This is a genomic window from Chryseobacterium lactis (genome assembly GCF_003815875.1).
GTDB classification, from domain to species: domain Bacteria; phylum Bacteroidota; class Bacteroidia; order Flavobacteriales; family Weeksellaceae; genus Chryseobacterium; species Chryseobacterium lactis.
Genome location: NZ_CP033924.1, coordinates 828,614 through 853,570 on the forward strand (window position 1 = coordinate 828,614; position 24,957 = coordinate 853,570).

Annotated in this window: 25 protein-coding genes; 16 read left to right on the forward strand and 9 right to left on the reverse strand. The window is 36.8% G+C overall.

From position 1 onward, the window contains the following. Window positions 1–13 precede the first annotated feature (13 nt). The 15 genes from EG342_RS03485 to EG342_RS03555 all read left to right on the forward strand — a co-directional run bounded on the left by EG342_RS03485 (window position 14) and on the right by EG342_RS03555 (window position 12,018). Entirely contained in the window at window positions 14–1,009 is a 996-nt protein-coding gene (locus EG342_RS03485) for a BtrH N-terminal domain-containing protein (protein ID WP_103288430.1), read from the forward strand. Window position 1,010: 1 nt separating this feature from the next. Continuing rightward, window positions 1,011–1,769, forward strand: coding sequence for an ABC transporter ATP-binding protein (locus EG342_RS03490; protein ID WP_103288431.1), 759 nt, complete (start codon window positions 1,011–1,013; stop codon window positions 1,767–1,769). Continuing rightward, window positions 1,756–3,024, forward strand: coding sequence for an ABC transporter permease (locus EG342_RS03495; RefSeq protein ID WP_103288432.1), 1,269 nt, complete (start codon window positions 1,756–1,758; stop codon window positions 3,022–3,024). Before EG342_RS03490 ends, EG342_RS03495 begins: the two co-directional genes overlap by 14 nt. After that, window positions 3,014–3,442 (forward strand): acyl-CoA thioesterase, encoded by a 429-nt coding sequence (locus tag EG342_RS03500; protein WP_103288433.1) that lies wholly within the window; start codon window positions 3,014–3,016, stop codon window positions 3,440–3,442. The genes EG342_RS03495 and EG342_RS03500 overlap by 11 nt, the downstream gene beginning before the upstream one ends. Then, a complete protein-coding gene (locus tag EG342_RS03505) occupies window positions 3,439–4,578 on the forward strand; it encodes a beta-ketoacyl synthase N-terminal-like domain-containing protein (RefSeq protein ID WP_103288434.1) in 1,140 nt (379 codons plus the stop codon). Before EG342_RS03500 ends, EG342_RS03505 begins: the two co-directional genes overlap by 4 nt. Before the next feature lie 7 nt (window positions 4,579–4,585). Next, window positions 4,586–5,128, forward strand: coding sequence for a 3-oxoacyl-ACP synthase (locus EG342_RS03510; RefSeq protein ID WP_185126876.1), 543 nt, complete (start codon window positions 4,586–4,588; stop codon window positions 5,126–5,128). Window positions 5,129–5,204: 76 nt separating this feature from the next. After that, the gene (locus EG342_RS03515; protein WP_103288435.1) at window positions 5,205–5,462 is read left to right on the forward strand and encodes a phosphopantetheine-binding protein; all 258 of its coding nucleotides are present in this window, start codon (window positions 5,205–5,207) and stop codon (window positions 5,460–5,462) included. Between the two features lie 85 nt (window positions 5,463–5,547). Then, entirely contained in the window at window positions 5,548–6,747 is a 1,200-nt protein-coding gene (locus tag EG342_RS03520) for a beta-ketoacyl-[acyl-carrier-protein] synthase family protein (protein WP_103288436.1), read from the forward strand. Next, the gene (locus EG342_RS03525; RefSeq protein WP_103288437.1) at window positions 6,744–7,805 is read left to right on the forward strand and encodes a beta-ketoacyl synthase N-terminal-like domain-containing protein; all 1,062 of its coding nucleotides are present in this window, start codon (window positions 6,744–6,746) and stop codon (window positions 7,803–7,805) included. Before EG342_RS03520 ends, EG342_RS03525 begins: the two co-directional genes overlap by 4 nt. A gap of 183 nt (window positions 7,806–7,988) precedes the next feature. Beyond that, on the forward strand, window positions 7,989–8,741 hold the full coding sequence (locus EG342_RS03530) for a polysaccharide deacetylase family protein (RefSeq protein ID WP_103288438.1): 753 nt from the start codon (window positions 7,989–7,991) through the stop codon (window positions 8,739–8,741). Then, on the forward strand, window positions 8,738–9,364 hold the full coding sequence (locus tag EG342_RS03535; RefSeq protein WP_103288439.1) for a LolA family protein: 627 nt from the start codon (window positions 8,738–8,740) through the stop codon (window positions 9,362–9,364). The genes EG342_RS03530 and EG342_RS03535 overlap by 4 nt, the downstream gene beginning before the upstream one ends. Next, entirely contained in the window at window positions 9,330–9,965 is a 636-nt protein-coding gene (locus tag EG342_RS03540; RefSeq protein ID WP_103288440.1) for a hypothetical protein, read from the forward strand. The genes EG342_RS03535 and EG342_RS03540 overlap by 35 nt, the downstream gene beginning before the upstream one ends. A 22-nt stretch (window positions 9,966–9,987) precedes the next feature. Further along, entirely contained in the window at window positions 9,988–10,368 is a 381-nt protein-coding gene (locus tag EG342_RS03545) for a 3-hydroxyacyl-ACP dehydratase (RefSeq protein WP_103288441.1), read from the forward strand. Then, window positions 10,365–10,841, forward strand: coding sequence for a hypothetical protein (locus EG342_RS03550; protein ID WP_103288442.1), 477 nt, complete (start codon window positions 10,365–10,367; stop codon window positions 10,839–10,841). The genes EG342_RS03545 and EG342_RS03550 overlap by 4 nt, the downstream gene beginning before the upstream one ends. Window positions 10,842–10,845: 4 nt before the next feature. Then, on the forward strand, window positions 10,846–12,018 hold the full coding sequence (locus EG342_RS03555; RefSeq protein ID WP_103288443.1) for a DUF2062 domain-containing protein: 1,173 nt from the start codon (window positions 10,846–10,848) through the stop codon (window positions 12,016–12,018). A gap of 73 nt (window positions 12,019–12,091) precedes the next feature. Here EG342_RS03555 and EG342_RS03560 read toward each other — a convergent pair whose 3' ends face one another. The 9 genes from EG342_RS03560 to EG342_RS03600 all read right to left on the reverse strand — a co-directional run bounded on the left by EG342_RS03560 (window position 12,092) and on the right by EG342_RS03600 (window position 23,574). Next, window positions 12,092–14,740: a T9SS-dependent M36 family metallopeptidase gene (locus EG342_RS03560; RefSeq protein WP_103288444.1), complete on the reverse strand. Its 2,649-nt coding sequence runs from the start codon at window positions 14,738–14,740 to the stop codon at window positions 12,092–12,094. A gap of 244 nt (window positions 14,741–14,984) precedes the next feature. After that, entirely contained in the window at window positions 14,985–15,350 is a 366-nt protein-coding gene (locus EG342_RS03565) for a hypothetical protein (protein WP_103288445.1), read from the reverse strand. Continuing rightward, window positions 15,347–17,062 (reverse strand): C45 family autoproteolytic acyltransferase/hydolase, encoded by a 1,716-nt coding sequence (locus EG342_RS03570; RefSeq protein WP_103288446.1) that lies wholly within the window; start codon window positions 17,060–17,062, stop codon window positions 15,347–15,349. The genes EG342_RS03565 and EG342_RS03570 overlap by 4 nt, the downstream gene beginning before the upstream one ends. Beyond that, the gene (locus EG342_RS03575) at window positions 17,052–18,587 is read right to left on the reverse strand and encodes a phytoene desaturase family protein (protein ID WP_103288447.1); all 1,536 of its coding nucleotides are present in this window, start codon (window positions 18,585–18,587) and stop codon (window positions 17,052–17,054) included. The genes EG342_RS03570 and EG342_RS03575 overlap by 11 nt, the downstream gene beginning before the upstream one ends. A 172-nt stretch (window positions 18,588–18,759) precedes the next feature. Then, complete coding sequence (locus EG342_RS03580) at window positions 18,760–19,644, reverse strand: LpxL/LpxP family acyltransferase (protein ID WP_103288448.1); 885 nt, start codon at window positions 19,642–19,644, stop codon at window positions 18,760–18,762. Between the two features lie 114 nt (window positions 19,645–19,758). Next, complete coding sequence (locus EG342_RS03585) at window positions 19,759–20,013, reverse strand: acyl carrier protein (protein ID WP_103288449.1); 255 nt, start codon at window positions 20,011–20,013, stop codon at window positions 19,759–19,761. A gap of 4 nt (window positions 20,014–20,017) precedes the next feature. Next, window positions 20,018–21,238 (reverse strand): beta-ketoacyl-[acyl-carrier-protein] synthase family protein, encoded by a 1,221-nt coding sequence (locus EG342_RS03590; protein ID WP_103288450.1) that lies wholly within the window; start codon window positions 21,236–21,238, stop codon window positions 20,018–20,020. Window position 21,239: 1 nt separating this feature from the next. Further along, a complete protein-coding gene (fabG, locus tag EG342_RS03595) occupies window positions 21,240–21,971 on the reverse strand; it encodes a 3-oxoacyl-ACP reductase FabG (protein ID WP_103288451.1) in 732 nt (243 codons plus the stop codon). An 82-nt stretch (window positions 21,972–22,053) separates the two neighbouring features. Next, on the reverse strand, window positions 22,054–23,574 hold the full coding sequence (locus EG342_RS03600) for an HAL/PAL/TAL family ammonia-lyase (RefSeq protein ID WP_185126877.1): 1,521 nt from the start codon (window positions 23,572–23,574) through the stop codon (window positions 22,054–22,056). A 98-nt stretch (window positions 23,575–23,672) separates the two neighbouring features. Between EG342_RS03600 and EG342_RS03605 the strand changes: the two genes are divergently transcribed. Further along, window positions 23,673–24,920, forward strand: coding sequence for an NAD(P)/FAD-dependent oxidoreductase (locus EG342_RS03605; protein ID WP_103288453.1), 1,248 nt, complete (start codon window positions 23,673–23,675; stop codon window positions 24,918–24,920). Window positions 24,921–24,957 lie beyond the last annotated feature (37 nt).

The following is a 24,957-nucleotide window of genomic DNA, read 5'->3' on the forward strand; positions in this document are numbered from 1 at the left end:
ATATAAGCTGCAAATGAAATTAAACTTTGAACACCATCAGACTGCGCATTGCGAAAACGGTGTTGCTTCTAATCTACTGCTTAACAAAGGCTTAAAACTGAGCGAACCGATGATCTTCGGAATCGGTTCCGGATTGTTTTTTGTATACCTGCCTTTTTTAAAAGTGAATTTTGCTCCGGGCTTCAGCTATCGGCCGATGCCGGGTGCTATTTTCAGTAAAGCCGCCAAAAGATTAGGAATTAAAATCAAAAGAGAAAAGTTTTCAAATCCAAAAGATGCCCAAAAGGCGCTGGAAAGAAACTTAGAACAAAATATACCTACAGGACTTCAGGTTGGAGTTTTTAACCTTACTTATTTTCCTGAAGAATATAAATTCCACTTCAATGCCCACAACCTGGTGGTGTATGGTAAAGAAGACGGAAAATTTCTTATCAGTGATCCGGTAATGGATTATGTAACGTCCCTTTCTGAAGCAGAACTGGAAAAGGTAAGATATGCCAAAGGAGCCTTGCCTCCGAAAGGACACATGTACTACCCTATTTATGTTCCGGAAAATATCAATCTTGAAGAAGCCATCAAAAAAGGTATTAAGGATACCTGCAAAAATATGCTGGCTCCCGTTCCTCTCATCGGAGTGAAAGCCATGAGATGGGTTGCGAAGAGCATTCCGAAATGGGCAGAAAAGAAAGGGCCAAAAGTGACCAACCACTATCTGGGACAACTGATCAGAATGCAGGAGGAAATCGGAACCGGTGGTGGAGGCTTCAGATTTATTTATGGCGCTTTTCTTCAGGAAGCAGCAGTGATTCTTAAAAATGATGAATTAAAGGAGTTATCCAAAGAAATAACCTCTATCGGAGACCTTTGGAGAGATTTCGCCGTAGATATTGCCCGTGTTTACAAAAACAGAAACTCAAAAAGCAATATTTATAACGAACTTTCAAAAACGATGTTGCAGATTGCAGATCTGGAAGAAGCTTTCTATAAAAAACTGAGAAAAGCGATCTGATATGGCGGAGAATATGATTGAAATCAAAAGTTTATATAAAAAGTACAAAAACTCAGATGAGTTTTCTGTCAATGATATCTCTTTGAATATCGAAAAAAACGAGATCTACGGAATTCTTGGACCAAACGGAGCAGGAAAAACCACCTTGATTTCTATGCTTTCGGGATTGATTAAGCCTACTTCAGGACTATTTACAATTAACGGATTATCGCCACACAAAGATGGTTTCAAAATAAGACAGATTATCGGTATTGTACCTCAGGAATATGCACTTTATCCTACCCTTACTGCAAGAGAGAACTTAATGTTTTTCGGCAGTTTATATGGTTTAAAACATAAACAGCTTAAAAAAGCAATTGATGATTCCCTTGAAATCATGGGACTTTCAAAATTTGCAGATAAACAGGTGGGGCAATTTTCAGGAGGGATGAAACGCCGTTGCAACCTCATCGCCGGAACCCTTCATAATCCGAAGGTTTTGTTTTTGGATGAACCGACCGTTGGTGTTGATGTTCAATCCAAAAAAGTAATTATTGATTTCTTACAGGAATTGAATAAAAACGGAACCTGCATTATTTATACTTCCCATCACCTTTCTGAAGCGGAAGAATTTTGCACCAAAATAGCCATCATTGACAGGGGGAAAATACATGCTGTGGGAACACCTGAAGAATTGGTTTCCCAAATTGCCAGCGCTGAAAACCTTGAGGATGTTTTCATTTCATTAACCGGAAAAGAATTAAGAGATGTTGTTGTATAAACTGTGGAGAAGCTTTATTAAGGAAATTCTTCTGCTCAAAAGAGATATCGGAGGAATTGTCATCATATTTGTAATGCCGTTGCTTTTAATTGTAACCATTACCTTAATCCAGGATTCAACCTTTAAAAATCTTGAAGGCTCGAAAATCCCAATCATTTTTATTGACAACGACAAATCTGAAGTTTCAAAAAATATAAAAAGTGAACTGGAAAGCAGCAAAACTTTTCAGCTGTTGACCAACTATAACGAAAAATCAGCTCAGGAAGCCGTTTTCTCGGGAGATTATCAGATGGCCATCGTCATTCCTGAAAATCTGACGAAAGATTTAAATTCAAATATTGAGTCAAAAGTTCAGACCATTGTAAGCTCATTTGGCTTGGAAGGAGATTCTGCAAAAACAAAAATAGCTTCTCCAAAAGCAAAAGAAATTCATTTATATTTCGATCCGGCGACCAATGCAGGATTCAAAAACTCTGTGATGAATTCTGTCAACAAAATGGTTTTTGAAATCGAAAATAAAAAAATTTACAAGGCATTTCAGGATCAACTGGGGACTACAGAAAATCTGGATGAAAACAAAAACCTGATTAGCTTTAAAGAAATTACTCCTAAAAAAGGAGAAATGGATGTGATGCCGAACTCTGTTCAGCACAACGTCCCGGCATGGACTCTTTTTGCCATCTTTTTTATTGTTGTTCCATTATCTATCAACCTGGTAAAAGAAAAAAGCCAGGGAACAAGTGTTAGAGCAAGAATCAGCCCTACCCCCTATTTTGTGCATATTTTAGGAAAAACATTTACATACCTTATCATTTGTATCATTCAGTTTTTACTGATGGTTGCTGTGGGTATTTATCTTTTTCCATACATGGATCTTCCTGCATTTGATGTATCAGGAAAAATGTTTCACCTTGTGGTAGTCACCTTATTTGCAGGATTAGCGGCTATCGGATTCGGAGTTTTATTGGGAACTATTGCCGACACTCAGGAACAATCTGCCCCATTTGGAGCTACATCGGTTGTTGTATTGGCAGCCATTGGCGGAATCTGGGTACCGGTATTTTTAATGCCTGATTTCATGCAGACGGTAGCTAAGTTCTCTCCAATGAACTGGGGACTGAACGCTTATTATGATATTATATTAAGAAATAGTGGTATCGGCGGAATTGCAAAAGAATTAGCTTTCTTATTTTTATTCTACCTTGCAACGGTATCCATTTCCATTTTTTACGAGAAAAAACAAAATGCAGTCTAAAGAAAACATATTATCCTGTACTGAAGAAGTAAGAGTACGATTCAATGAAACTGATCCATTGGGGATCGTCTGGCATGGACACTATATCGTTTATTTTGAAGACGGAAGGGAGGCTTTCGGAAGAGAACACGGCTTAACTTACCTGGATATTCAGAATGCCGGGTATGTAACACCTATTGTAAAAAGTACCTGTGAACATTTTCTTCCACTAAAATATGGAGAAACATTCAAGATTGTCACCACTTTTGTGAACTCAGTCTCAGCAAAACTGATCTATACATATGAGATTTTTAATCAGGAAGATAAACTGGTCTGTACTGGGGAAACCATACAGGTATTTTTAGATAGTGAAAATAATCTGTGTCTTTACAATCCGGAGTTTTTTCAAACCTGGAAAGATAAAATGGGATTATCATGAAGAAGGAAATTTATATCACCGATTACAACTGCGTTACTCCCTTAGGATTTAATGTAGATTCCAACTGGAACGCAATTTTAGAAGGAAAATCAGGAGTGGCATTACATCAGATCATAGAAAATCAGGATGCCTTTTACGCTTCCGGAATTGATTCTGAAAAACTGGATGAGGAATTCAACCGGATTTTTGTTCAAAACACCTTTGATTTCACAAGACTTGAAAAAATGTTGCTTTTAAGCATACAGCCTCTTGTTGAAAAACATTCAATATCAGAAAATACTGCTTTTATCCTTTCAACTACAAAAGGTAATATCAGTTTGTTAAAAAATAAGGCGGAATTGCCGGAAGGTGTTTATCTTTCCGCATTAGCACAGAAAATAGCTGATTTTTTCGGATTTAAAACAAAACCCATTGTGGTTTCCAACGCATGTGTCTCAGGAGTAATGGCGATTGCTGTTGCCAAGAATATGATTCAGGCAGGAAGATATAAAGACGCCTTTGTAATTGCCGGTGATGAACTTTCTGAATTTGTGATTTCAGGATTCAATTCATTTCAGGCAATAGGAACAGAACCCTGCAAGCCCTATGATAAAAACAGAAACGGAATCAATATTGGTGAGGCCGCAGCTGCCGCCTATATCACCTCAGAACCCTCAGAAAAAGATCATTTCAGGTTTAAAATCCTGGGAGATTCCGCCATCAATGATGCCAATCATATTTCCGGACCTTCGAGAACCGGAGACGGCTTATATGCCAGCATCAGAAATGCAATGAGAGAAGCTGCTGTATCTTCAGAGCAAATTGATTTTATTTCCGCTCATGGAACGGCAACATTATACAATGATGAAATGGAGGCCGTTGCATTCAACAGAATGGAATTGCAAAACGCTCCTTTAAACAGTATGAAAGGATTTTACGGGCATTGTCTTGGCGCTTCCGGACTTCTGGAAAGTATTATTTCTATGGAAAGTGCCATTCACAATACGTTAATCCCTTCCAAAAATTTTGAAGAACCGGGAGTTTCCCAACCTTTGAATATTATTAAAGAAAACCAGCCTGCTGAAATCAGATATATTCTCAAAACCGCTTCTGGCTTTGGAGGGTGTAATGCTGCCATTGTATTGGAGAAATATTAAAATGAATATGATGAAGAAAACCAGTACCTGTACTATACAAGATTCAAAAATAACCGTTGACGGAAACCTTATTTTTGAAACAGAAAATCAAACTTTCCCTGAATTTGCAAAAGAGGCTTATAAAAGTTTAGAACTCAATTATCCTAAGTTTCATAAAATGGACAGCCTAAGCAAATTAGCTTTCCTGGCAGCTGAAATGCTGTTAAAAGATGAAGACCAAAGCCAGACAGCTCTCGTTTTTGCTAACAAATCAGCCAGTCTGGATACTGATTTTAAATACCAGGAAAGTATCAATTCACAAGAAGAATACTTCCCTAGCCCCGCAGTTTTTGTATACACACTTCCGAATATCTGCGCAGGTGAAATCAGCATTAAACATAAGATGCAGACTGAGAATGCTTTTTTCGTTTTGGATGATTTTGATGAAAATTTTTTAAATGAGTATTCCGAACAGATTCTTCGCTCCGGAAAGGCTGAAAAGGTATTATGCGGCTGGGTAGAATTGTATCAGGAAAATTATAAAGCTTTTGTATATTTGCTAACCTTATAAAAATGTAACAATATAACAATGTGGCAATATTAATGGATAAACCGGTTATTGATACATTGGTAAATTAAACTTAATTATGGAAAACCTAAAAACTGAATTGAAACACAAAATTATTGAAGTTCTAAACCTTGAAGATGTATCTGTAGAGGATATCAAAGATTCAGATCCTTTATTCGGAGGTGGATTAGGACTTGATTCGATTGATGCTTTGGAACTGATTGTTCTTCTTGATAAAAACTACGGAATAAAATTATCTGATCCTAAAAAAGGAAAGGAAATTTTTCAATCCATTGATGTGATGGCTAAATTCATCGAAGAAAACAGAACGAAATAAAGTTAATGTAACAATCTAACAGTGTAACAATGTAGCAATTACTGGTAAATTGTTAGATCGCTGCATTGTTATATTATGTAATACCATGAGTCAAAAAATTGCCATAACAGGAATGGGCATCATTTCCTCTATCGGAAACAACGTAGAGGAAAATTTTATTTCATTACAATCGGGAACCCATGGAATTTCAGATATCCAAATGTTTGAAACCCGCCATGCAGGATCGATTAAAACAGGTGAAATAAAATTATCTAACGAAGAGCTTGTACAGAAACTTCAGCTGAATGAAGACAATAATGTGACAAGAACCTCTTTATTAGGAATGATTGCTGCAAAAGAAGCCGTAGAAAGTGCTAAGATTTCAGATATTAACGGTTATAAAACAGGCCTGATTTCCTCCACCAGTGTGGGCGGAATGGATATCACTGAAAAGTATTTCTACTCTTATGAAGACTTTCCTGAAAAGCAAAAATATATTGACGCTCATGATGCCGGAAATTCCTCATTGGCTATTGCCGATTATTTAGGACTAAAGGGGATGGTTTCCACCATCAGCACTGCTTGCTCATCTGCAGCTAATGCAATTATGATGGGGGCGAAGCTGATAAAAAATGGCGTTTTGGATCGTGTGATCGTCGGAGGAACAGACTCTCTGTCAAAATTTACATTAAACGGGTTCAATACCCTGATGATTCTTACCGATTCTTACAACACTCCTTTTGATAATGACCGGAAAGGACTGAACCTGGGAGAAGCAGCTGCTTTTTTGGTCCTGGAATCCGAAGAAATAGTTAAAAAAGACAATAAACAGGTTTTGGCCTATCTTTCCGGATATGGAAACGCCAATGATGCTCATCACCAGACCGCTTCTTCAGAAAACGGACAAGGTGCATTTTTAGCCATGCAGCAGGCTTTGAAAGTTTCAGGATTGTCTAAAGAAGATATTGATTACATCAACGTTCATGGTACTGCGACCCCTAATAATGATTTATCGGAAGGTATTGCCATGATCAGAATCTTTGGTGATCATCAGGTTCCTGAATTCAGTTCTACAAAAGCATTTACAGGGCATACTCTGGCAGCCGCCGCTGGAATAGAAGCTGTGTTTTCAATCCTTGCGATGCAACATAGCCTTATTTTCCCCAACCTGAATTTCAAAACGAAAATGGAAGAGTTTGATTTGACTCCTGTGACCGAGTTAAAAGAAAAGAATATCACGAATGTTCTTTCCAATTCATTCGGGTTTGGAGGAAATTGTTCAACCTTAATTTTCTCAAAATCATGAGTCCAGTATACATCAACAGTGCATCCTGTATCTCTGCTCAGGACACTTTAAACGAAAATATTCTTCAGAATCTGAAGCCGGAAAATTCGAGCCGAATGTTAAAAGCTATAGATCCTAACTATAAAGAATTCATCCCTCCTGCCATGATCAGAAGGATGTCTAAAACCGTAAAGATGAGCGCTGTTGCTTCCCATTATGCCTTACAGGAAGCAGGAATATCGAAACCGGATGCGATCATCGTAGGAACAGGAATGGGTTGTTCCCAGGATTCTGAAAAGTTTCTCAAAAATGTGATTGATAATGAAGAAGAGTTTTTAACACCTACATTTTTCATTCAGTCGACCCACAACACTGTTGCAGGACAAATTGCGCTGGGATTACAATGCCATGCGTATAACTTCACCTATGTAAACACCTCATCGTCACTGGAATTTTCTTTCCTGGATGCACAACTTCAGATCAATGACGGTGAAGCAGAAAATGTTTTGGCAGGGTCTACCGATGAGCAGACAGCCCGAACCATGGAGCTTTACTGTTTAAATAATACCATTAAAAAAGAAACTGATCTTCCAGTTGATTATTTAACCTCCACAACTGATGGTGTCATTTGGGGAGAAGGAGCGAGCTTCTTTGTGCTGGGAAAAGATAAGACGGCTGGTTCTTATGCGAAGCTTAAAAACATTCAGATTAGCAATAGAGTGGATATCAATGAAGTGATTATCTTTATCCAGGATTATCTGACTAAAAATGATCTTTCAGCACAGGATATTGATGCCGTTATTTTAGGTTTCAGTGGAGATGCAAAATCCGATGTTTATTATACAAAAGCAATGGAAATATTTCCCGATTCGGCTGCATTGTATTATAAGCATTTGAGTGGCGAATTCAACACTGCGAGTGGATTTTCCACTTTCATGGCATGTCATATTTTGAAGGAACAGCAAATTCCGGAAGTCATGATGATCAATGACGTGAAGAAAGAGGAAATAAAAACTGTCCTTCTTTACAATCATTTAGCGGGAAGCGACCACAGTTTGGTATTATTGGAAAAAGCCTAATGGTAATAAATTTGCTTATTTACCTAAAAGAAATGATATAATACTGCGTTATTGTCATTGGCTGCGCCGAATCTTCGATTTCTGACGAAGGAAGAATCTCTTCTGTTATATTTTGATTCTTCATTTCGCTTCGCTACCTTGAGAATGACAAAACAGAGCATTTAAACTCAAAAACAGCCAACGATGAAACATTACCCATTCATTCTATTTTATATTTTTTGTAACGTTTTTATTTATGCGTTTCAAGGAAGCTTTTGGGTTTATGTTGTTTGTTTCATTGCTTTTTCAGCAGTAGTAGTCTGGGGTTCTTTTGATATTGAATTAGGGTATTTCGTCAACAGCATTACCCACAAACGAACAAAAATCAAGGAAGTTGCCTTGACATTTGATGACGGCCCGACTGAATTTACACCAAAATTTTTAGATCTACTCAAAGAACATCAGATCAAAGCAACCTTTTTCTGTATAGGAAAACAGATTGAAAAATATCCTGAAACATTTCAGCGAATCATTGCCGAAGGCCACACTGTTGGCAATCATACCCTATCTCACTCCAATTCTACCGGATTTTTATCCACTTCAAAAATGATTGAAGAGATTGAAAATTGTGATCAGGTAATGAATGATGTCGGGAATATAAAAACGAATTTGTACCGACCTCCTTTTGGAGTTACAAATCCCAATATCGCAAAAGCAATTAGCAAAACCAGCAAACACAGTATCGGGTGGAATGTTCGTTCTTTAGACACAATAATCGATGACGAAAGGAAAATATACCGAAGAATTACTAAAACCCTTAAAAAAGGGAGTATTATTCTGCTTCACGATACTTCAGACAAAACATATCAGGTCGTGGTAGATTTATTAGTATTTTTGAAGGATAAAAAATATTCAACATTCACTGTTGATTCAATTACAAATTCAAAGAAAAAATGATTAAAAATATTGCTTTCGGAGCATTTTTATTGGTTTCCGGGTTCTTTTTTGCCCAAAATACGGCAATGTCAGGAGCTGAAGCAAAAGCATTTGTCTCAAAAGTCTCATCAGAAACGAAGGAGATTAAAACCCTGCAAAGTGATTTTACCCAGACCAAAAAAATGGATTTTCTGGATAAAAACATTGTGACCTATGGAAAAATGTCTTTACAGACTCCTAATATGCTGAGTTGGAAGTACACCAAGCCTTATCAATACGGCATTGTTTTTAAAAGCAACAAAATATACATTAACGATCAGGGGAAGAAATCTTCTGTAGATGCCAAAAGCAAGACGTTTGAGAAAATCAATAAATTAATTGTAGGGAGTTCCAACGGGACAATGTTTAACGATCCTGAATTTACCGTCACTTATTTTAAAAATGGAAATTATAATGTCGCGAAGTTCGTTCCTAAAACATCTCAGCTTCTGAAATACATCAAACAGATTGAGCTTTATTTTCCAAAAAACCAGTCAACGGTTTCACAGGTCAATATGACGGAAGCTTCAGGAGACACTACAAATATTGTATTTAAAAACACCAAAGTCAATGCTTCGATTCCTGCGTCAGAATTTACTTTATAGTCTGATTTTATTGCTGGCTGTGTCCTGTAAAACATATCAGCTTACAGATGCAAAGCCAACAGGAACGACAGAAAAAATGGTTGAGAATCTGTATTTTTCTTCCAAAGAAGATTATGTATACAAGTGTCAGATGGATATTTACAGCAATCATGTAAGCGGTATCCTGATCATCAAAAAATTGAATGAAACGACGCATCGTGTAGTATTAACTTCAGATTTCGGGAATAAGCTGATTGATTTTGAAATTTCTGACAGCGATTTTAAACTCAACTATGTTCTGCCAGATCTGGATAAAAAAATTGTCATCAACTTTTTGAAAAATGATTTCCAGCAGCTTTTAAAAAGACAATATCCGGTGAGCGAAAGCTTTGAGAATGAAAATGCTACTATTTATCTTTCTAAAATTGATAGAAAAAATTACTATCTATTCTTTAACAAAGAAAATGGCTTGCTGAAACAGATCATTTATACTAAAAATAATAAGGAAAAAATCGATTTTACTTTTGATGCAAAAAAGCATATCTTCGCGGATAGCTTACGCCTTCAACACAAGGATTTTAAGATTAATATAAAACTATTTCAAATAACCGAAACCGAATAATTTTAACCTGAAAAAATAGTTTATGCAAACCATTCTTACAGACTTTTATACTCTTACTTCATACGAAAAAGCAGAAAACGGACATTATATCGCCAACATCAGCCTGAACAAGGATCATGATATTTTCAAGGGACATTTTCCTGGAAATCCTGTAACTCCTGGAGTTTGTATGATGCAAATTATTAAGGAACTGACTGAAGAATTTGTAGGTTCAAAATTATTTTTAAAAACAGCTTCCAACGTCAAATTTATGGCAATTATAAATCCTTTTGAAACATCGGATTTGGTTCTTCAACTGGATATTAACGAAAATGAAGAAGATGTTAAAGTAAAAAATATAACCTCTTTTGGCGAGACTATTGCATTGAAATTGTCTGTAAGCTATAAAAAAATACCGTCATGAAACTTATCTTATCATTAGTAACGGCTTTTATTTTTTTCTTTCAGTCGGACATAGAAGCGCTGAGAAACAGCTATGCAAAAGCTACTGAATCCAATGCCAATACAGAAAACTTTATTGAAACTGCAGGGAGACAATCCGGTTCTGATCCGGTAACTATAGGCTATAAAGCTGCTGCTAAGATCATGGAAGCTAAAATTGCTAAAGGAAACAGAAAAGCTTTGGTAAAAACAGGAGCTACGAGTCTTGAAGCAACCATCAAAAGCAATCCGAACAATGCAGAACTTCGCCTGATCAGACTGAGTGTACAGGAAAATATTCCCAAAATAGTAGGATACCGTGGAAGTCTGAAAGATGATAAAGCTTTCCTTCTGAGCAATTACAGCAAGCAAAACACAGCATTAAAAAACTATATCAAAAGGTTTGCAATGCAGTCTAAAACTATTACCGAGGCTGAAAGAGCCACTTTAAAATAAAACCATGTCCTTTCCTGAAGTACAAAATGCAATTTCTGAAAAGAAAATCTGTGTTTTAATACCTACCTATAATAATGAAAAGACTCTGAAAAGGGTCATTGACGGTGTTTTAAATTATACCGGGAACGTTATTGTAGTTAACGATGGATCTACTGATTCTACCCCAAATATCCTTACGCAATATCCGCAAATTATGGTGATTACCTTACCGGAAAATAAAGGAAAAGGTAATGGGTTGAAACTTGGTTTCAGGAAAGCGAAAGAAATGGGGTATCATTATGCGATAACCATTGATTCTGATGGACAGCATTATCCGGATGACATTCCTGTTTTTGTTGAAGCTCTTTTGCAGGAAAAGGAGGATGTTTTATTAATCGGAAACAGAAATATGTCTCAGGATGGAATTCCTAAGAAAAGCAGTTTCGGAAATCGTTTTTCGAATTTCTGGTTTTGGTTTGAAACCGGAATTAAACTGGAAGATACCCAATCGGGCTACAGGCTCTATCCTTTACATAAAATACCAAAAAAATATTTTACTCCAAAATTTGAATTTGAGATTGAAATCATTGTCAGAACAGCATGGAGGCATGTTCCTGTAAAAAATGTGCCGATAAAAGTTCTTTACGATCCTGCTGAGCGGGTTTCTCATTTCAGGCCTTTCAAGGATTTCACCAGAATCAGTATTCTGAATACAATTCTGGTAACGATCACTTTGTTTTATATTATTCCGAGGAATTTTGTGAATAATTTCAAAAAAAAAAGTTTTAAAAAATTCATTCAGGAAGATGTTCTGGAAAGTGATGGCAGCAACCGTACCAAAGCATTTTCTATTGCACTTGGAGTATTCATCGGGCTTTCTCCTTTTTGGGGATTTCAGACATTGCTTGTCATCAGCCTGTCGGTACTTTTAAAACTGAACAAAGTCCTTGCTTTTGTGGCGTCCAATGTGAGTTTACCACCTTTTATTCCTTTTATTATTGCAGCTTCTTTATTTTTGGGAGCACCTTTTGTGCATGGTGATAGTAATATTTTAGGTCAGGATTTAAATTTTGATCTGATTAAAAACAATCTGCTTCAATATATTATCGGCAGTTTTATTTTGAGTACTTCACTAGCAGCGCTGTCAGGAATAATCACTTTTCTTTTTCTTAATAAGCTTAATCCGGAGAATAATTAGGATAAGGATCAAACATAAAAAAGCCCCGAAACCAAAAGATTCCGAGACTTTACCCAATTGAATTATTCTATTTTTATTTTGAAACGATAATCTTTTGTGTGTAATCAATTGAATTTCCATTGATTTTTACCACATAAGCTCCATTGATCAGCTTATCAACCCTAATGGTATTTTCTTTATTAAGATTGATACTTTCTTTAGAGACAATTTTACCGGTGAAATCATAGATAGCCACGGTTGTAATTCCTGAAAGATTCATTCCTGAAGGAGTTTTTATAGTAAACTCATTTTTTACAGGGTTTGGATAAATGGCAATTCCTGTTGACTTTGAAACTTCATTTACAGCCAAAACTCCACATTCTGCCGGAATAGTCTTATCTTCTACCTGATCATTTAAATCTGGTGCAGGCTGATCAGAACCTAGCCATCTTCCATTGAGCCCACCTGATGAAGCATTAACTCCTAAGCCTCTTTTAGCAAAAGTTTTCCAAATCATACATTTATCAACACCTCCTGTTCTAGCTTGTTCAGCAGCTAAAATAGCATCTCTTCCCTTCACAAAATTAGGATAACATGGCTGCAATTTAAGAGCATTTACTACAAGCTGGAGTACTCTGGCACTTCCACTGTTAGGATCAGCTAAAACATTACTGTTATATCCATATTTTTCTACATAGTTCCAGTGAAGGTCCCACAGCATGGTAGCCCAAACGAATCCTATACTATGAGAATTTGCTCTGGTAATCTGAGTACCATCTTTTTCGGTATCATTATATTTCATCCCATTTGTCTTTCCGTATGTATAATCATTAACAGTAAAATCAGGTGAGTACTGTTTCGGTCTCATTCCTGCCCCATTTATTGGCTGTTCATAAACAAAAGTTCCCATTCCTCTGGGAACTGAAGCATTATCTCCAGGTCTATTGGTCAACATCAAAGCAAAAAAATCAGACCACCCTTCACCCATCTGCTCATTTGATATTTTGTAATTTAAACAACCCACAGCTGTGCCGGTAAGACGATTAGAAATGCCATGCCCATATTCGTGAGTGACAATACCATTATCAAGACTTCCATCTCTATAGATATAATTGGGCTTATCGTACTTCAATGTTACATTTACAGAAGTAGATGCTAATTGATTAACAATCGCCACACCTTCAGAATTTTCAATAATTATCGATGGAATAGTAATACTGGAATCACCTCCTGTCATTCCAAGAAAGTTTGTAGAAGTGGCGGCGTTATATATAATTACAGCTTTAGCGCCTTTTAGCTGAGCATTTTTAACCTTAGCCGCAAAATTGCAAGTTCCGCGTTGTATTAAAGCTATTTTCCCCGCTAAATCCTCAGTGATAGAGGCACATCCATCAGTAGGTGTAGTTGTTCCAATATCTCCTGTAACACCAATTACTGTAAGTTTTGGCCCAAAATCCGCAGTTTTACTATTAGGAGTTCTCGATGTATAGGCGGCAGGTGAATTATAAAAAAGGTTCTGCATATTTCGAGGTTCAAATAAGTACATCTGCATCCTTGGCTTCCAGCCATCATCAGATGTAGTAAAATCAGCATTATCATACTTCGCCCCGTCTCTTGCTTCAGCTAAGACCGCATCACCACCATTTCCTCCAAGTCCAAAATTATTAGTCTGGAAATTCTTAGCGGTTTCTGTAAATCCAAATTTATAAAAGACATCATGCACTTTATTATTCACGTAAAACAAGTTGGCTACCGCTGCAGAGGTATAATTCTGTGGTGTTAGTGTGATATCCAATGGAAAATCAAAAGCTCTGGAGGCCCCACCATCAGGTGAAAACTGCGGGGTATCCGTTGCATTTTCATCAGTATAAGCATACACATTATTTCCTCTTGTTATGGTATATTTGTTGGTTCCGTCAGAATGCCATCCTTCAGGAGAAGCAGTAATATCCCACGGATTATTGACTAAAGTTCTATTGCCGAAGTTAGGAGCTTCCACCGGAAATGCGAATACATTATAAGATGCATCATCAGGAGCCAAAACAAAGTTTTTATTCTGTTGGTTCAGTTCCTTCTGTAGCAGGGGAAATATTGCAGGCTGTATACTTCTCTGTGGTTGATTATTTTCCTCCAAACGTTGATAGGCATCAGAATGAAAATTGCAAGACAACGTTAAATTCTCTTTATACAAAACAGAGCCGTCATCAGCACTGATAATCACACTCCAAACATTACTCGTTCCTTTTTCTTCAACATCGAAATGATATCCAAGTATCAAAGTTCCATTTTTCTCAAAATAAACGGTTGTAGTCTTGATCGGTACTTCTTTATCTTCCTTATTTTTAGATGTAGAACTCCCGCGGAATTTCGTGGCCACGCCAGCAACCAAAGCCTCTTTCTGAGAGTTTTCTTTACCCTTGATACTGCTGGGAAGTGTTTTTATAAATGTATCTGCAAAACTTAGTACTTTTCCTTCTCTGATCAGCACATTTGCCGAGCTTCCAAAAATCGGGATTCCGTTGATGGTTTGTTGTATACCAACCACATCTCCTTTAAGGCTCGTGGAATGGTCAACATTAACTACTTTAAAGGTTTTCAAATCTGCATCTACTCTTTGAAACTGCCCCTTTGAGGAGTTCATATAGTCTTTAATTACCTGCTCCTGATTTTGAGCAAGAATTACTCCTGTACTCAGCAGTGAAGTTAAAAGCAGGAGCTTAACAGTCAGTCTAATTTTTATCATATCTAATGTTTTTTAAAAGCCTAATTTATAATACAGCAATAAAAAACACAACAAACAATGATATAATTAAAAAAACATCAACTAATTCACAAAAAAAGCAATGAAAAGATTTAAATTTTTCGCTAAAATAATTGTTAAATTATTTTTTATACGTTTCCTGTACCGAAAATTTGGAATAAAAAGGCATTAATTGTATAGAAATCAATCAAATGTTTACACGATTCTGCCTTAACAAGAGAAAAAATTATTTATAAACAACATCTGAAAATGACAACGGGCCCATCATGATTGTAACAAATATGGCAATAATGACCAAGGCCAACTGTGTAGTATGATATACTTTTCCCTTCTCATTTTCACTGATCTCAAAGGTAAATTTGATTTTATCAGGTCTGCTAATGATCCGCCAGGTGAATACAAGAATCACAACATTGAGCAATATCGGTAAAAAGAGAAACATCTTGCTACCGGAAAGATCCGGATTATTTCCATAGCTATGAATCGTTATCACATCAGGAACCGACTGATAGACCGTGCACAGATAGATAAAATAGCAGATAATAATAAGGACGGGAATACAGAATAAGAGTTTTATATATTTAGGAATCATTTTAATTTCTTCAACGTTTTGTTCAGATATTTTTCTACGTCTCTTTTATCCGGAATGGTTGTTATTTCCTTGGTAAGAGCTGTTTCAAATTCTTTTTTTGCCTTGGTATATTGTTTTTTGTAAAAATAATATTTTCCGGCCATATAATAGCTTTTCCAAAAATCAGGGTTTAAAGACTGATAATGGGTTAAAAAATCATCAGCAAGTATTTCATGATGATCAATCGCATCATTAATTTTTGAGTTGATCAGCTTATATTCCTGGTAATCTCTGAATTCCTGTGAATCGGCAAACGGATCTTTGGCAATATTTAATCCTGATTTTGAAAAATCATTTTTTTGAATTCCTTTATCAGAAAATATTTCATTCAAATCATAGCACACAAATTCTCCCAATTGGTAAGGATTAGAAGAAACCCAAACCAATCTTTTCTGAGGTGAGAAGATCACAGCATGGTGGGCCAGAAGCTGATTTAATGCTTTTTCGTTTCCATAGCCAATCTTTTCATCTTTTAACCCGGATCGGTTTCTGAGAATAGCAGCCATTTTTTCGGGATTAAGCTTTGGTTCTTCCTGTAAAAGTTCCTGAAGCTTTTCATACCGGTACGCTGAATGACTTTCCTCAATGTGCTTCTGGTTTTTAAGATCATCCTTATACGCTTCTGACTGAAAATGATTGGTACAAAGAACTTTACTTGTATTTTGCACCCGATAGACTCCAAAGTTTTTGGGTGAAACTTCAATAATGACCGCATTTTTATCGGCTGCACTTCCCACGAGAATGGATTCTGAAACGAAAACTTTCCTTTTTTTAGCAATCGCAATGGCTTCTTCAATGTTCCCTGCAAATTGCAGAATCTCCCTGGTAACAAGAGAAATGGGTGTCTTTGCCGTCAGCGGGATTTTCGATTTCCCTGCGTTGATGGTGACTGTAATTCCTTTTTTATTCATTCCGGATACAACACCAATCATTCCCGGCCAGCTTACGGACATATAGGGAATTCCGTTTTCCGGTTCTACAAATTCTACCAGTTTATTTTTGGCAAAATCATCGCCTACATAAAAATCAAAATTTCGTCCGATCAGGAGATCCCCGTCTTCTGAATTCTCATTCCAGACCGCAAGCGAAGTGCAGCCTACCATAGCAAGATCCTGCAAAGCATGCCCAATATCATGTGCCCCGTGGAGATACAAATTCCTTAAATATTTGGGAGCAATAAAATTATATTTATCAGATGAGTATTGTGATAAACCATATAATTCTACCTGATAATCTTCCCTCACATTGAGATACATCTTTCTGTTGTACCATTTTAAAAATCCTCTCAGCAATCTCTGTTTGAATTTTGAAGGTACAAATCCTTCCACTTTTGAAAAAAAGATTTCCTCTTGTTTCTGCATCAGACTTTGAGTCAGTGCACCGTTATTGTAACCCAGCTGTAAAGGATTTCCTTTGATGTACAATTCCCAGAGCTGTTGTTTATTTTTAGTCAGAAAATTCTGATTGTAGCTAAATGTGGTGTCGTTAATTTGAGTTACTTTCGGAGTTTCCAGTGAATATTCTTTGACATCAGGAATATGGGTAATTGATTTTTTAATACCACAGGAAATCAGATTAACAAGCAGGAATAAGCAGCACAATACTTTGATTTGTTTCCCGCAGAAAGAACTACTTGCTTCACTCTGAATGACAGACTGCCTATTACTTCCCATCAGTATTTTTAATCATTTGTGTTAATCTTTCATCGATCAAATTTTTTCCTACAATTTCAGCACAGGTATTAAAAGCCCCGATTGTTACCCCCAGAATTCCGTGCATGTTCACCGACTGGCCTGTCAAAAAAAGATTATCTATTTTCGTACGGGGGGAAACCATGGTTTTAAGAGGATTATCTGAGTTTTTCATATATCCATACATATTTCCCTCAAAACTTCCGATATAATCACGATAAGACAGCGGTGAAGAGGTATAAATATTTTTAATTGCCCGTCTTAAATTAGGAATTCTTTTTTCTAAGGCATCGAGCATCCGCTCTGTCTTTTCCAGCTTAAATTTTTCGTATTGCTCTCCTCTTTCATGTTCATCAGCTACAGTATTGAACGTTTTTTCCCACTTTTTAACCTCATCAAAATCCATATATGAAATCGCAGTCATACTTTCTGCAAACTCAGGATGATGTTTTGATGGTGTTGATGAAAGCATATACGTTTCAGGCCATGCCTTTTTTTGATAGCGGGAAGCATTCCAAACGTGATCTTCCGAGGAATAATGATAGATATTATAATTGAAATTTGGAAGACTGTGAGGTTTTAAAATCAAATAAACACTGAAGCATGAAGGAACCGGCTTCCAGCTTAAAACCCTGTTCAGAAAAGATTTTTTTAACCTTTCCTCTCCAATCAGCCGAATGGTGGAACGGATTTCAATATTGGAAATAAATTGCTTGGCAGCATATTCTTTTTCATTTGCTGTTTTTACCGATGTCAGCACATTATTTTCATTAAAAATGAACTCAGAAACCTCAGCATGTTTGTGGACTTCTGCCCCGTATTCACGAAGTTTCCTGATCAACAGTTTAGAAATCTGGCTTCCTCCTTTTACACATTTGTAAGCACTTTGGATGTATGAATTCACCGTAAGGGCATGCACATAGAAAGGAACATTCTCAGAATCTCCGGCGTACAAAAAATTAGAACCCAATAAGACCGCCTGAAGTTTTTTATCAGATGTAACGGATTCTATAAATCTTTTGGTATTTAAATGAAGAATTTCCTCATTGTAATGGTCTTTTCCAACTACATGATATCTCGGAAACTGACTGCAGACATACTGAATTTCTTCACAATAATTTTCAAGGTTTTCTTTTTCTTCGGGAAAATATCGGGTGAGCTGTTCTACAAAATTTTCGTATCCCTGCGCATGAGGATATTCTATAGTATCATCATCAAATGAGATCCTGTCATACCCGTCCTCATCCATTTTCTGAAGCTCAAGATCTTCCATGATTTCGAGATAGGTAAAGAACCGGTTAAGATTCTGACCTTCAGAAAGACCGCCTAAGTAATGAACTCCGGTATCGAAAATAAGTTTATCCCGTGAAAAAGTTTGAAGATTCCCCCCATACTGGTTGTTTTTCTCCAGCACACAGACACTTAGTCCTTCTTTCGCCAAAATAAGAGCCGAAACAAGACCTCCCAATCCGCTGCCGATTACAAGTATGTCATATTCTTTCTTCAAGGGGAATGTGTTTATTAATAAGAGATTGAGAAATTAAGAAATTCGCGTATTATTTGTTATCAATAGACAGGAAAATTCTATCTGGTAAATAGTATCTGATGATCTTAGATTCTCAATAAATCTTAGTAGTTGTTAGTTTTTTTGTTAGTTTTAGGAGATAAAAATAGAAAAATTAATCAACATCATCCCAAAAATCGAAATAATTAAACCACTGGAGAGGATATTTTTTTACCATCACCTCCAGATTTTGAACATAAGACTGCAGAAGTCCTTGTGAATCGCGATTTTTAATATTCTGTGCAACACGGGCATAGAGATGATAATGAAGATTTTTTTCCTTCATTACATACACATATACTACGGGTACGCCCAGTCGGGAAGCGATCAGAAAAGGACCGGCAGGAAATCTGGCACTTTTCCCCAGCAGTTCTGCTTCAAGATATTTAGATCCTTCAAAATAACGGTCTCCCGTAAAGCAAATGAGTTCGTTGTTGGATAATGCCTGATTGATTTCAAAGATATGCGACATATCTTCTCTGACATAAATGAATTTAATATTACTTTTTTTAACAGCTACCGTTTCAAGATATTCTTTGATCACTGTAACTTCCTGATCTGTAGTAACCAGATTAATCTGGCAATCGAAATCAATATCTGCAAAAAAGTGTTCAGCAATTTCAAAATTACCGATATGAGCACTGATCAAAACCCCTCCCTTTTTGGCTGCTAAAAGGTTTCTCAGGTTTTCAATCCCATCAAATTCGTAGGTATATTTTTCTCTTAACCCGGCAGAGATCGCCGTTTTATCAATAAGAATTTTTCCGAATGTGAAATAGCTTTTAAATATTGAAGATTTTGCTTTCCAATATCCATAGCTCAATCTTCTCTGGAAATAGTAAAGAATATATTGGTTACTTTTCTTCTGAAAGAGTGTGTAGTACGCAGCTACAAAGTATAATACGAAATATGAACTTTTGATCCCGATATTTCTAATACACCAGACGAATATTCTGTATCCCGATACCGTCCCTTTAGATTTACCTTTCCACTTGTTCATAAATACATTTTATCAATATAACAGTATACCAATGTAACAATATCATGAGTATGGCCTGCACACTGTTCTATTATCACATTGGTACCTTTTAAAGAATTAAGATTGATTCAATAATTACGCGTTTTTTTCAGCAATCTTATTTTCAATCGTTGTATAGAAATCATCGAATGTCACCATTTTTTTGAAATCGGCTTCTCCCAATTTCACTCCAAAATTAGATTCGATAACCACTACCATATCAATATAATCTAAGCTGTCTAAGCCTAATGTTGTTTTAAGATTTGCTTCGTTGCTGATCTCGTCTCCGTCTACTTCGAATTCGTTCACTAAAAAATCATTTACGATAGCAACAATTTTTCCCCTTTCCATGTTTTTAATCAAATTTTTTAACTATTAATGCAGAATTGGTTCCCCCAAAACCAAAAGAATTCGACAAAAATACATCAATTTTTTGATTTTTTGTTTTTGCGACTAAATTTATCTTTGCAATCTCATTATCAGGATTTTCCAGATTAATATTAGGGGCTACAAAATCATTCTGCATCATCAGAATTGAGTAGATAACTTCACTTGCGCCGGCCATCCAGCACTCGTGTCCTGTCATAGATTTGGTAGAACTTACCGGAACTTCGCTTCCAAAAATCTCATAGATCGCTTTTGCCTCATTGGCGTCACCAATGGGAGTAGAAGTTGCATGCGCATTGATATAATCGATATCTGAAGCCTTTAATCCCGATTGTTGTAAGGCTCTGTTCATTGCTAAAGCCGGCCCGTCAACATTGGGTGTCGAAATATGCCCTCCGTTTGAAGAGAACCCGTAGCCGATAATTTCAGCAATAATCGGAACTCCCCTTCTTTGAGCAGATTCTAAACTTTCAACGATTAAAGATGCCGCTCCTCCACTAGGAATCAAGCCGTCTCTTCCGGCATCAAAAGGTCTTGATGCTTTCGTAGGCTCATCTTCTCTGGCGGAGAACACTCCTAATCCATCAAAACTTGCCATGGAATATTTATTGGTTTCCTGAGCGCCGCCACAGATAATCATATCCTGAAAACCATTCTTAATCATCATATAAGCCAATCCCAGAGAATGAGATCCGCTTGCACAGGCTGCACTGATGGTAAGATTGATTCCTTTTAATTTAAAAATCGTGGAAAGGTTCATGGTCACCGTAGAGTTCATTGATTTGAAAATCGCTCCCGATCCCATCAATGTTGTATCTTTCTTTTCCCTTGCAATGTCTATAGATTCTACGACTGCCTGGGAAACACTGTCATTTCCGTATAAAATTCCTACTTCATGAGAATCTAAAAATGTTTCGTCAAGATTCGCCTGTTTCAACGCATCGGTAGTAGCCATGAAAGCATATTCGCTTTCTTCGCCCATACTCACACGCTGACGTCTGTTCAGGAGATTTTTAAGATCCGGCTTGGGAACAACGCCTGTAAGCCCTGACCTGAAACCGAATTCTTTTCTATCCTGATCTAAAATAATACCGGATTTTCCTTGGTATAGGGATTCCCTGACCTCTTCTAAAGATGTCCCGATGCAGGAATAAATTCCCATTCCGGTAATTACAACCCTATTTTCCATGTTATGAATAAATTCCTCCGTTAATATTAATCACTTCTCCTGTAATGTATGAAGCTTTTTTTGAAGCTAAAAATGCGACAAGATCAGCGACTTCTTCTGCCTCACCAAATCTGTTGGCAGGAATCATGGCCTTAAGTTCATCTTCATTAAACTCCTGAGTCATATCTGTTTTGATAAAACCTGGAGCTACCGCATTCACAGTAACATTTCTTTTGGCAACCTCTTGTGCGAGAGCTTTTGTTGCTCCTACCAAAGCACCCTTTGCAGCAGAATAATTCGTCTGTCCGGCTGTACCTTTTACCCCCGAAACTGAAACCATATTGATGATTCTTCCGTATTTGTTACGTAACAGCTTTTGGATAAAGAAATTGGTAACATTGAAAAACCCATCTAAACTTGTATTAATGACACTGTTCCAGTCTTCTTTCTGCATCCACATAAACAGTCCATCTCTTGTGATACCTGCGTTATTGACAATGACTTCTACTACTGCATCAGGGTTTTTCTCCTGCCAGTCTGTCAGAACAGTTTGTGTTTCTTCCGTATTACCAACATCAAATTTAAGGATTTCTCCGGTGGCACCAAGTTCTTGTACTTTGGCAAGAGTTTCCTTTGCCGCAGCTTCGTTGGAAGTGTAGTTGATCAGTATGTGATAGTTTTTCTCTTCAGCCAGTTTTATACAGATCGCTCTCCCGATTCCGCGGGAGCCTCCTGTTACAATTGCACATTTCATGCGTTAGTGTTTATTTCGTTTTAGTTTTTTTAAGTTTAGCTTTGTATCTATTGATTAATAGACAATTGATCAAGGCTAATAGTTACATGGTTTTTAAATATTTCTTCACTTCCTCCAGATATGGATACATAATCATATCACTGGAGAATGCCGGAATAATTTTTCTGATATCATCATACAGTTCTTTTGTAGAGGATGAAATTTTATCCTGGAAACCAAGATATTCAATAGCCTGAATGATTGTAATCGCTTCAATGGCCAATACTTCAAAAGCATTTTCAATTACTTTTCTGCATATTACCGCTGCATTGGTACCCATACTAACGATATCCTGATTATCATTATTGTTTGGAATACTATGAACATACATAGAATTCGATAACATCTGGCTTTCCGCCGTGGTAGAAGTTGCCGTAAACTGTACCCCTTGCATTCCGAAATTGAAACCTAATTTACCTAAATTTACAAAAGGAGGCAAGATTTCGTTGATTTTAGAATTCAAAAGATAGTTCAACTGTCTTTCTGCAAGCATTGTAAGCTTCGTTACCACGATTTTAAGCTTATCCATTTCCAGAGAAATGTAATCTCCGTGGAAGTTTCCTCCGTGGTAAACATGCTGGTCTTCCACATTGATGATTGGATTATCGTTGGCAGAATTGATTTCGTTTTCCAGCACCTTTTCAGTATATTCCAAAGTATCCAATACAGGTCCTAAAATCTGTGGAACGCATCGTAAAGAATAATACTCCTGTACTTTTTCTTTAAATACTTTTTCCTGTTCTTCAAAATGGGTATAAAGATGATCTTCTCTTTTTCTTATTAATTTACTGTCTGCCAGATGAGCACGCATTCTTTCCGCAACTTTCTGCTGACCGTAATGTCTTTTGGTGGCGTTCAAAGCCTCCGAGAAGTGGTCGTCATACGCCTGAACGATTTCGTTGATGGCACAGGAAAGTCTGATCGAAATATCTGTCAGCTGGTTTGCTTTATAAGCATTTACAATACCAATTCCCGACATCACGGAAGTTCCGTTCATCAAGGCAAGTCCTTCACGGATTTCTACTTTAATAGGTTCTAAGCCTTCCGTTTCGAAAACATCTTTTGTAGATTTCCTTTCTCCTTTATAGAAAACTTCTCCTTCTCCGATTAATACCAGAGCCAAATGAGCCAGCTGAACAAGATCTCCACTTGCTCCTACACCTCCGTGTTCAAAGATCAATGGCGTAATATCTCTGTTAATTAACTCCTGAAGAAGATAAATAACAGACTGGTGCACTCCGGAATTCCCTAGCGATAAAGTATTCATTCTGGCCAGCATACAAGCTTTCACTTCCTGAGCAGGCAAAGGATTTCCAATTCCTGAAGAGTGGCTTCTGATCAGATTATACTGAAGCTGATGGGTATCTTCGTCACTGATTTTGAATTGAGCCATCGGCCCAAAGCCGGTATTCACACCATATATTACTTTATTTTTTGAAAATTCCTTTAAAAACTGAAAACTTGTATCTACTCTCGATAAAAGTGATTCATCCAGTTCTATTTTTTCATTTTCAATAATAATTTTTTGAAAATCTTTCAGTCCTAAAAAGTTATTTATTTTCATCAATTAAAAGTAATAGTTGATAATTTTGTAAAATATTAATTATTTGTCACTAATTTTGCGGCAAAGATAAAAGTTATTATTAAAATAAAAAATCAAAGATGAGCAAAGAATTTGTTGACGTTCTTGTAATCGGAGCTGGACCTTCCGGATGCGTGTCTTCTTCATACTTAAAGAAGAACAACGTCAACGTGAAAGTTGTTGAAAAGACAAAATTTCCCAGGCTGGTAGTTGGTGAAAGCTTAATTCCGAGGGTTATGGATCACTTTGACGAGGCCGGACTTTTCCCTGCTTTAGATAAAATGGGCTTTGAAAAAAAGCTCGGCGCACGTTTCCTTCGCGGAGATGAAGTCTGCATTTTTGATTTCAGCAACAAATTCGGCGACGGCTGGGACTGGACCTGGCAGGTTCCGAGAGCTGATTTTGATAATACTCTTGCTCAGGAAGTTATCAATAAAGGAATTGATCTTGAATTTGAAACTGAAGTTATTGATATTCAATTCAATGGTACAGATTCAGTTACTACGGTAAGAAGCAAGGATGGTGAAACAAAAGAGATCCATGCTAAGTTTGTTATCGATTCAAGTGGTTACGGAAGAGTGCTTCCCAAATTATTAAACCTTGAAAAACCATCAAAACTTTCTCCTCATTCTGCCATCTTTTCTCATGTACAGGACGTCAACAGAGAGGAAGGTGAAGAAGGCACTTTGATTTCTTTTGATATTATTGAAACTGAAGTCTGGCTTTGGGTAATTCCTTTTTCCAACGGAAATACAAGTGTAGGAATTGTAGGGCCAACTGATTATATTGAAAAATTATCTGAAAACGGAGATACCACCGAAGCTTTAAAAAAGGCAATCTCTCTTTCGGATTATTATGTGAAACGTTTTGGAAGTGTAGATTTCCTTTTTGAACCAAAACATTTAAAAGATTATTCCTGTTCGGTAAAAAGTCTTTTCGGAGATGGATTTGCTTTAACGGGAAATGCTTCTGAATTCCTTGATCCGGTATTTTCTTCAGGAATGGCTTTTGCCACAGAATCCGGAATGCTGGCTGCCAAGCTGGCCTTAAGACAATTGAATGGGGAAACGATCAACTGGCAAACGGAATATAGCGATTACATTCTTTATGGAGTAGATGTTTTCACAACGTATGTAAAGGAATGGTATACCGGAAACCTCCAGGAATTATTCTTCCACCAACCAGAAAATCCGGATGTAAAGAAAAAGATCTGCGCCGTATTGGCAGGATATGTATGGAATAAGGAAAATCCCTTTGTGAAGAAGCATGATACGGTGATTAAGAATCTCGCGAACCTCATCAAATTAGAAAAACAGGAACAAAATTAATCATAAAAAAACGGTCTGAGATTCAGACCGTTTTTGT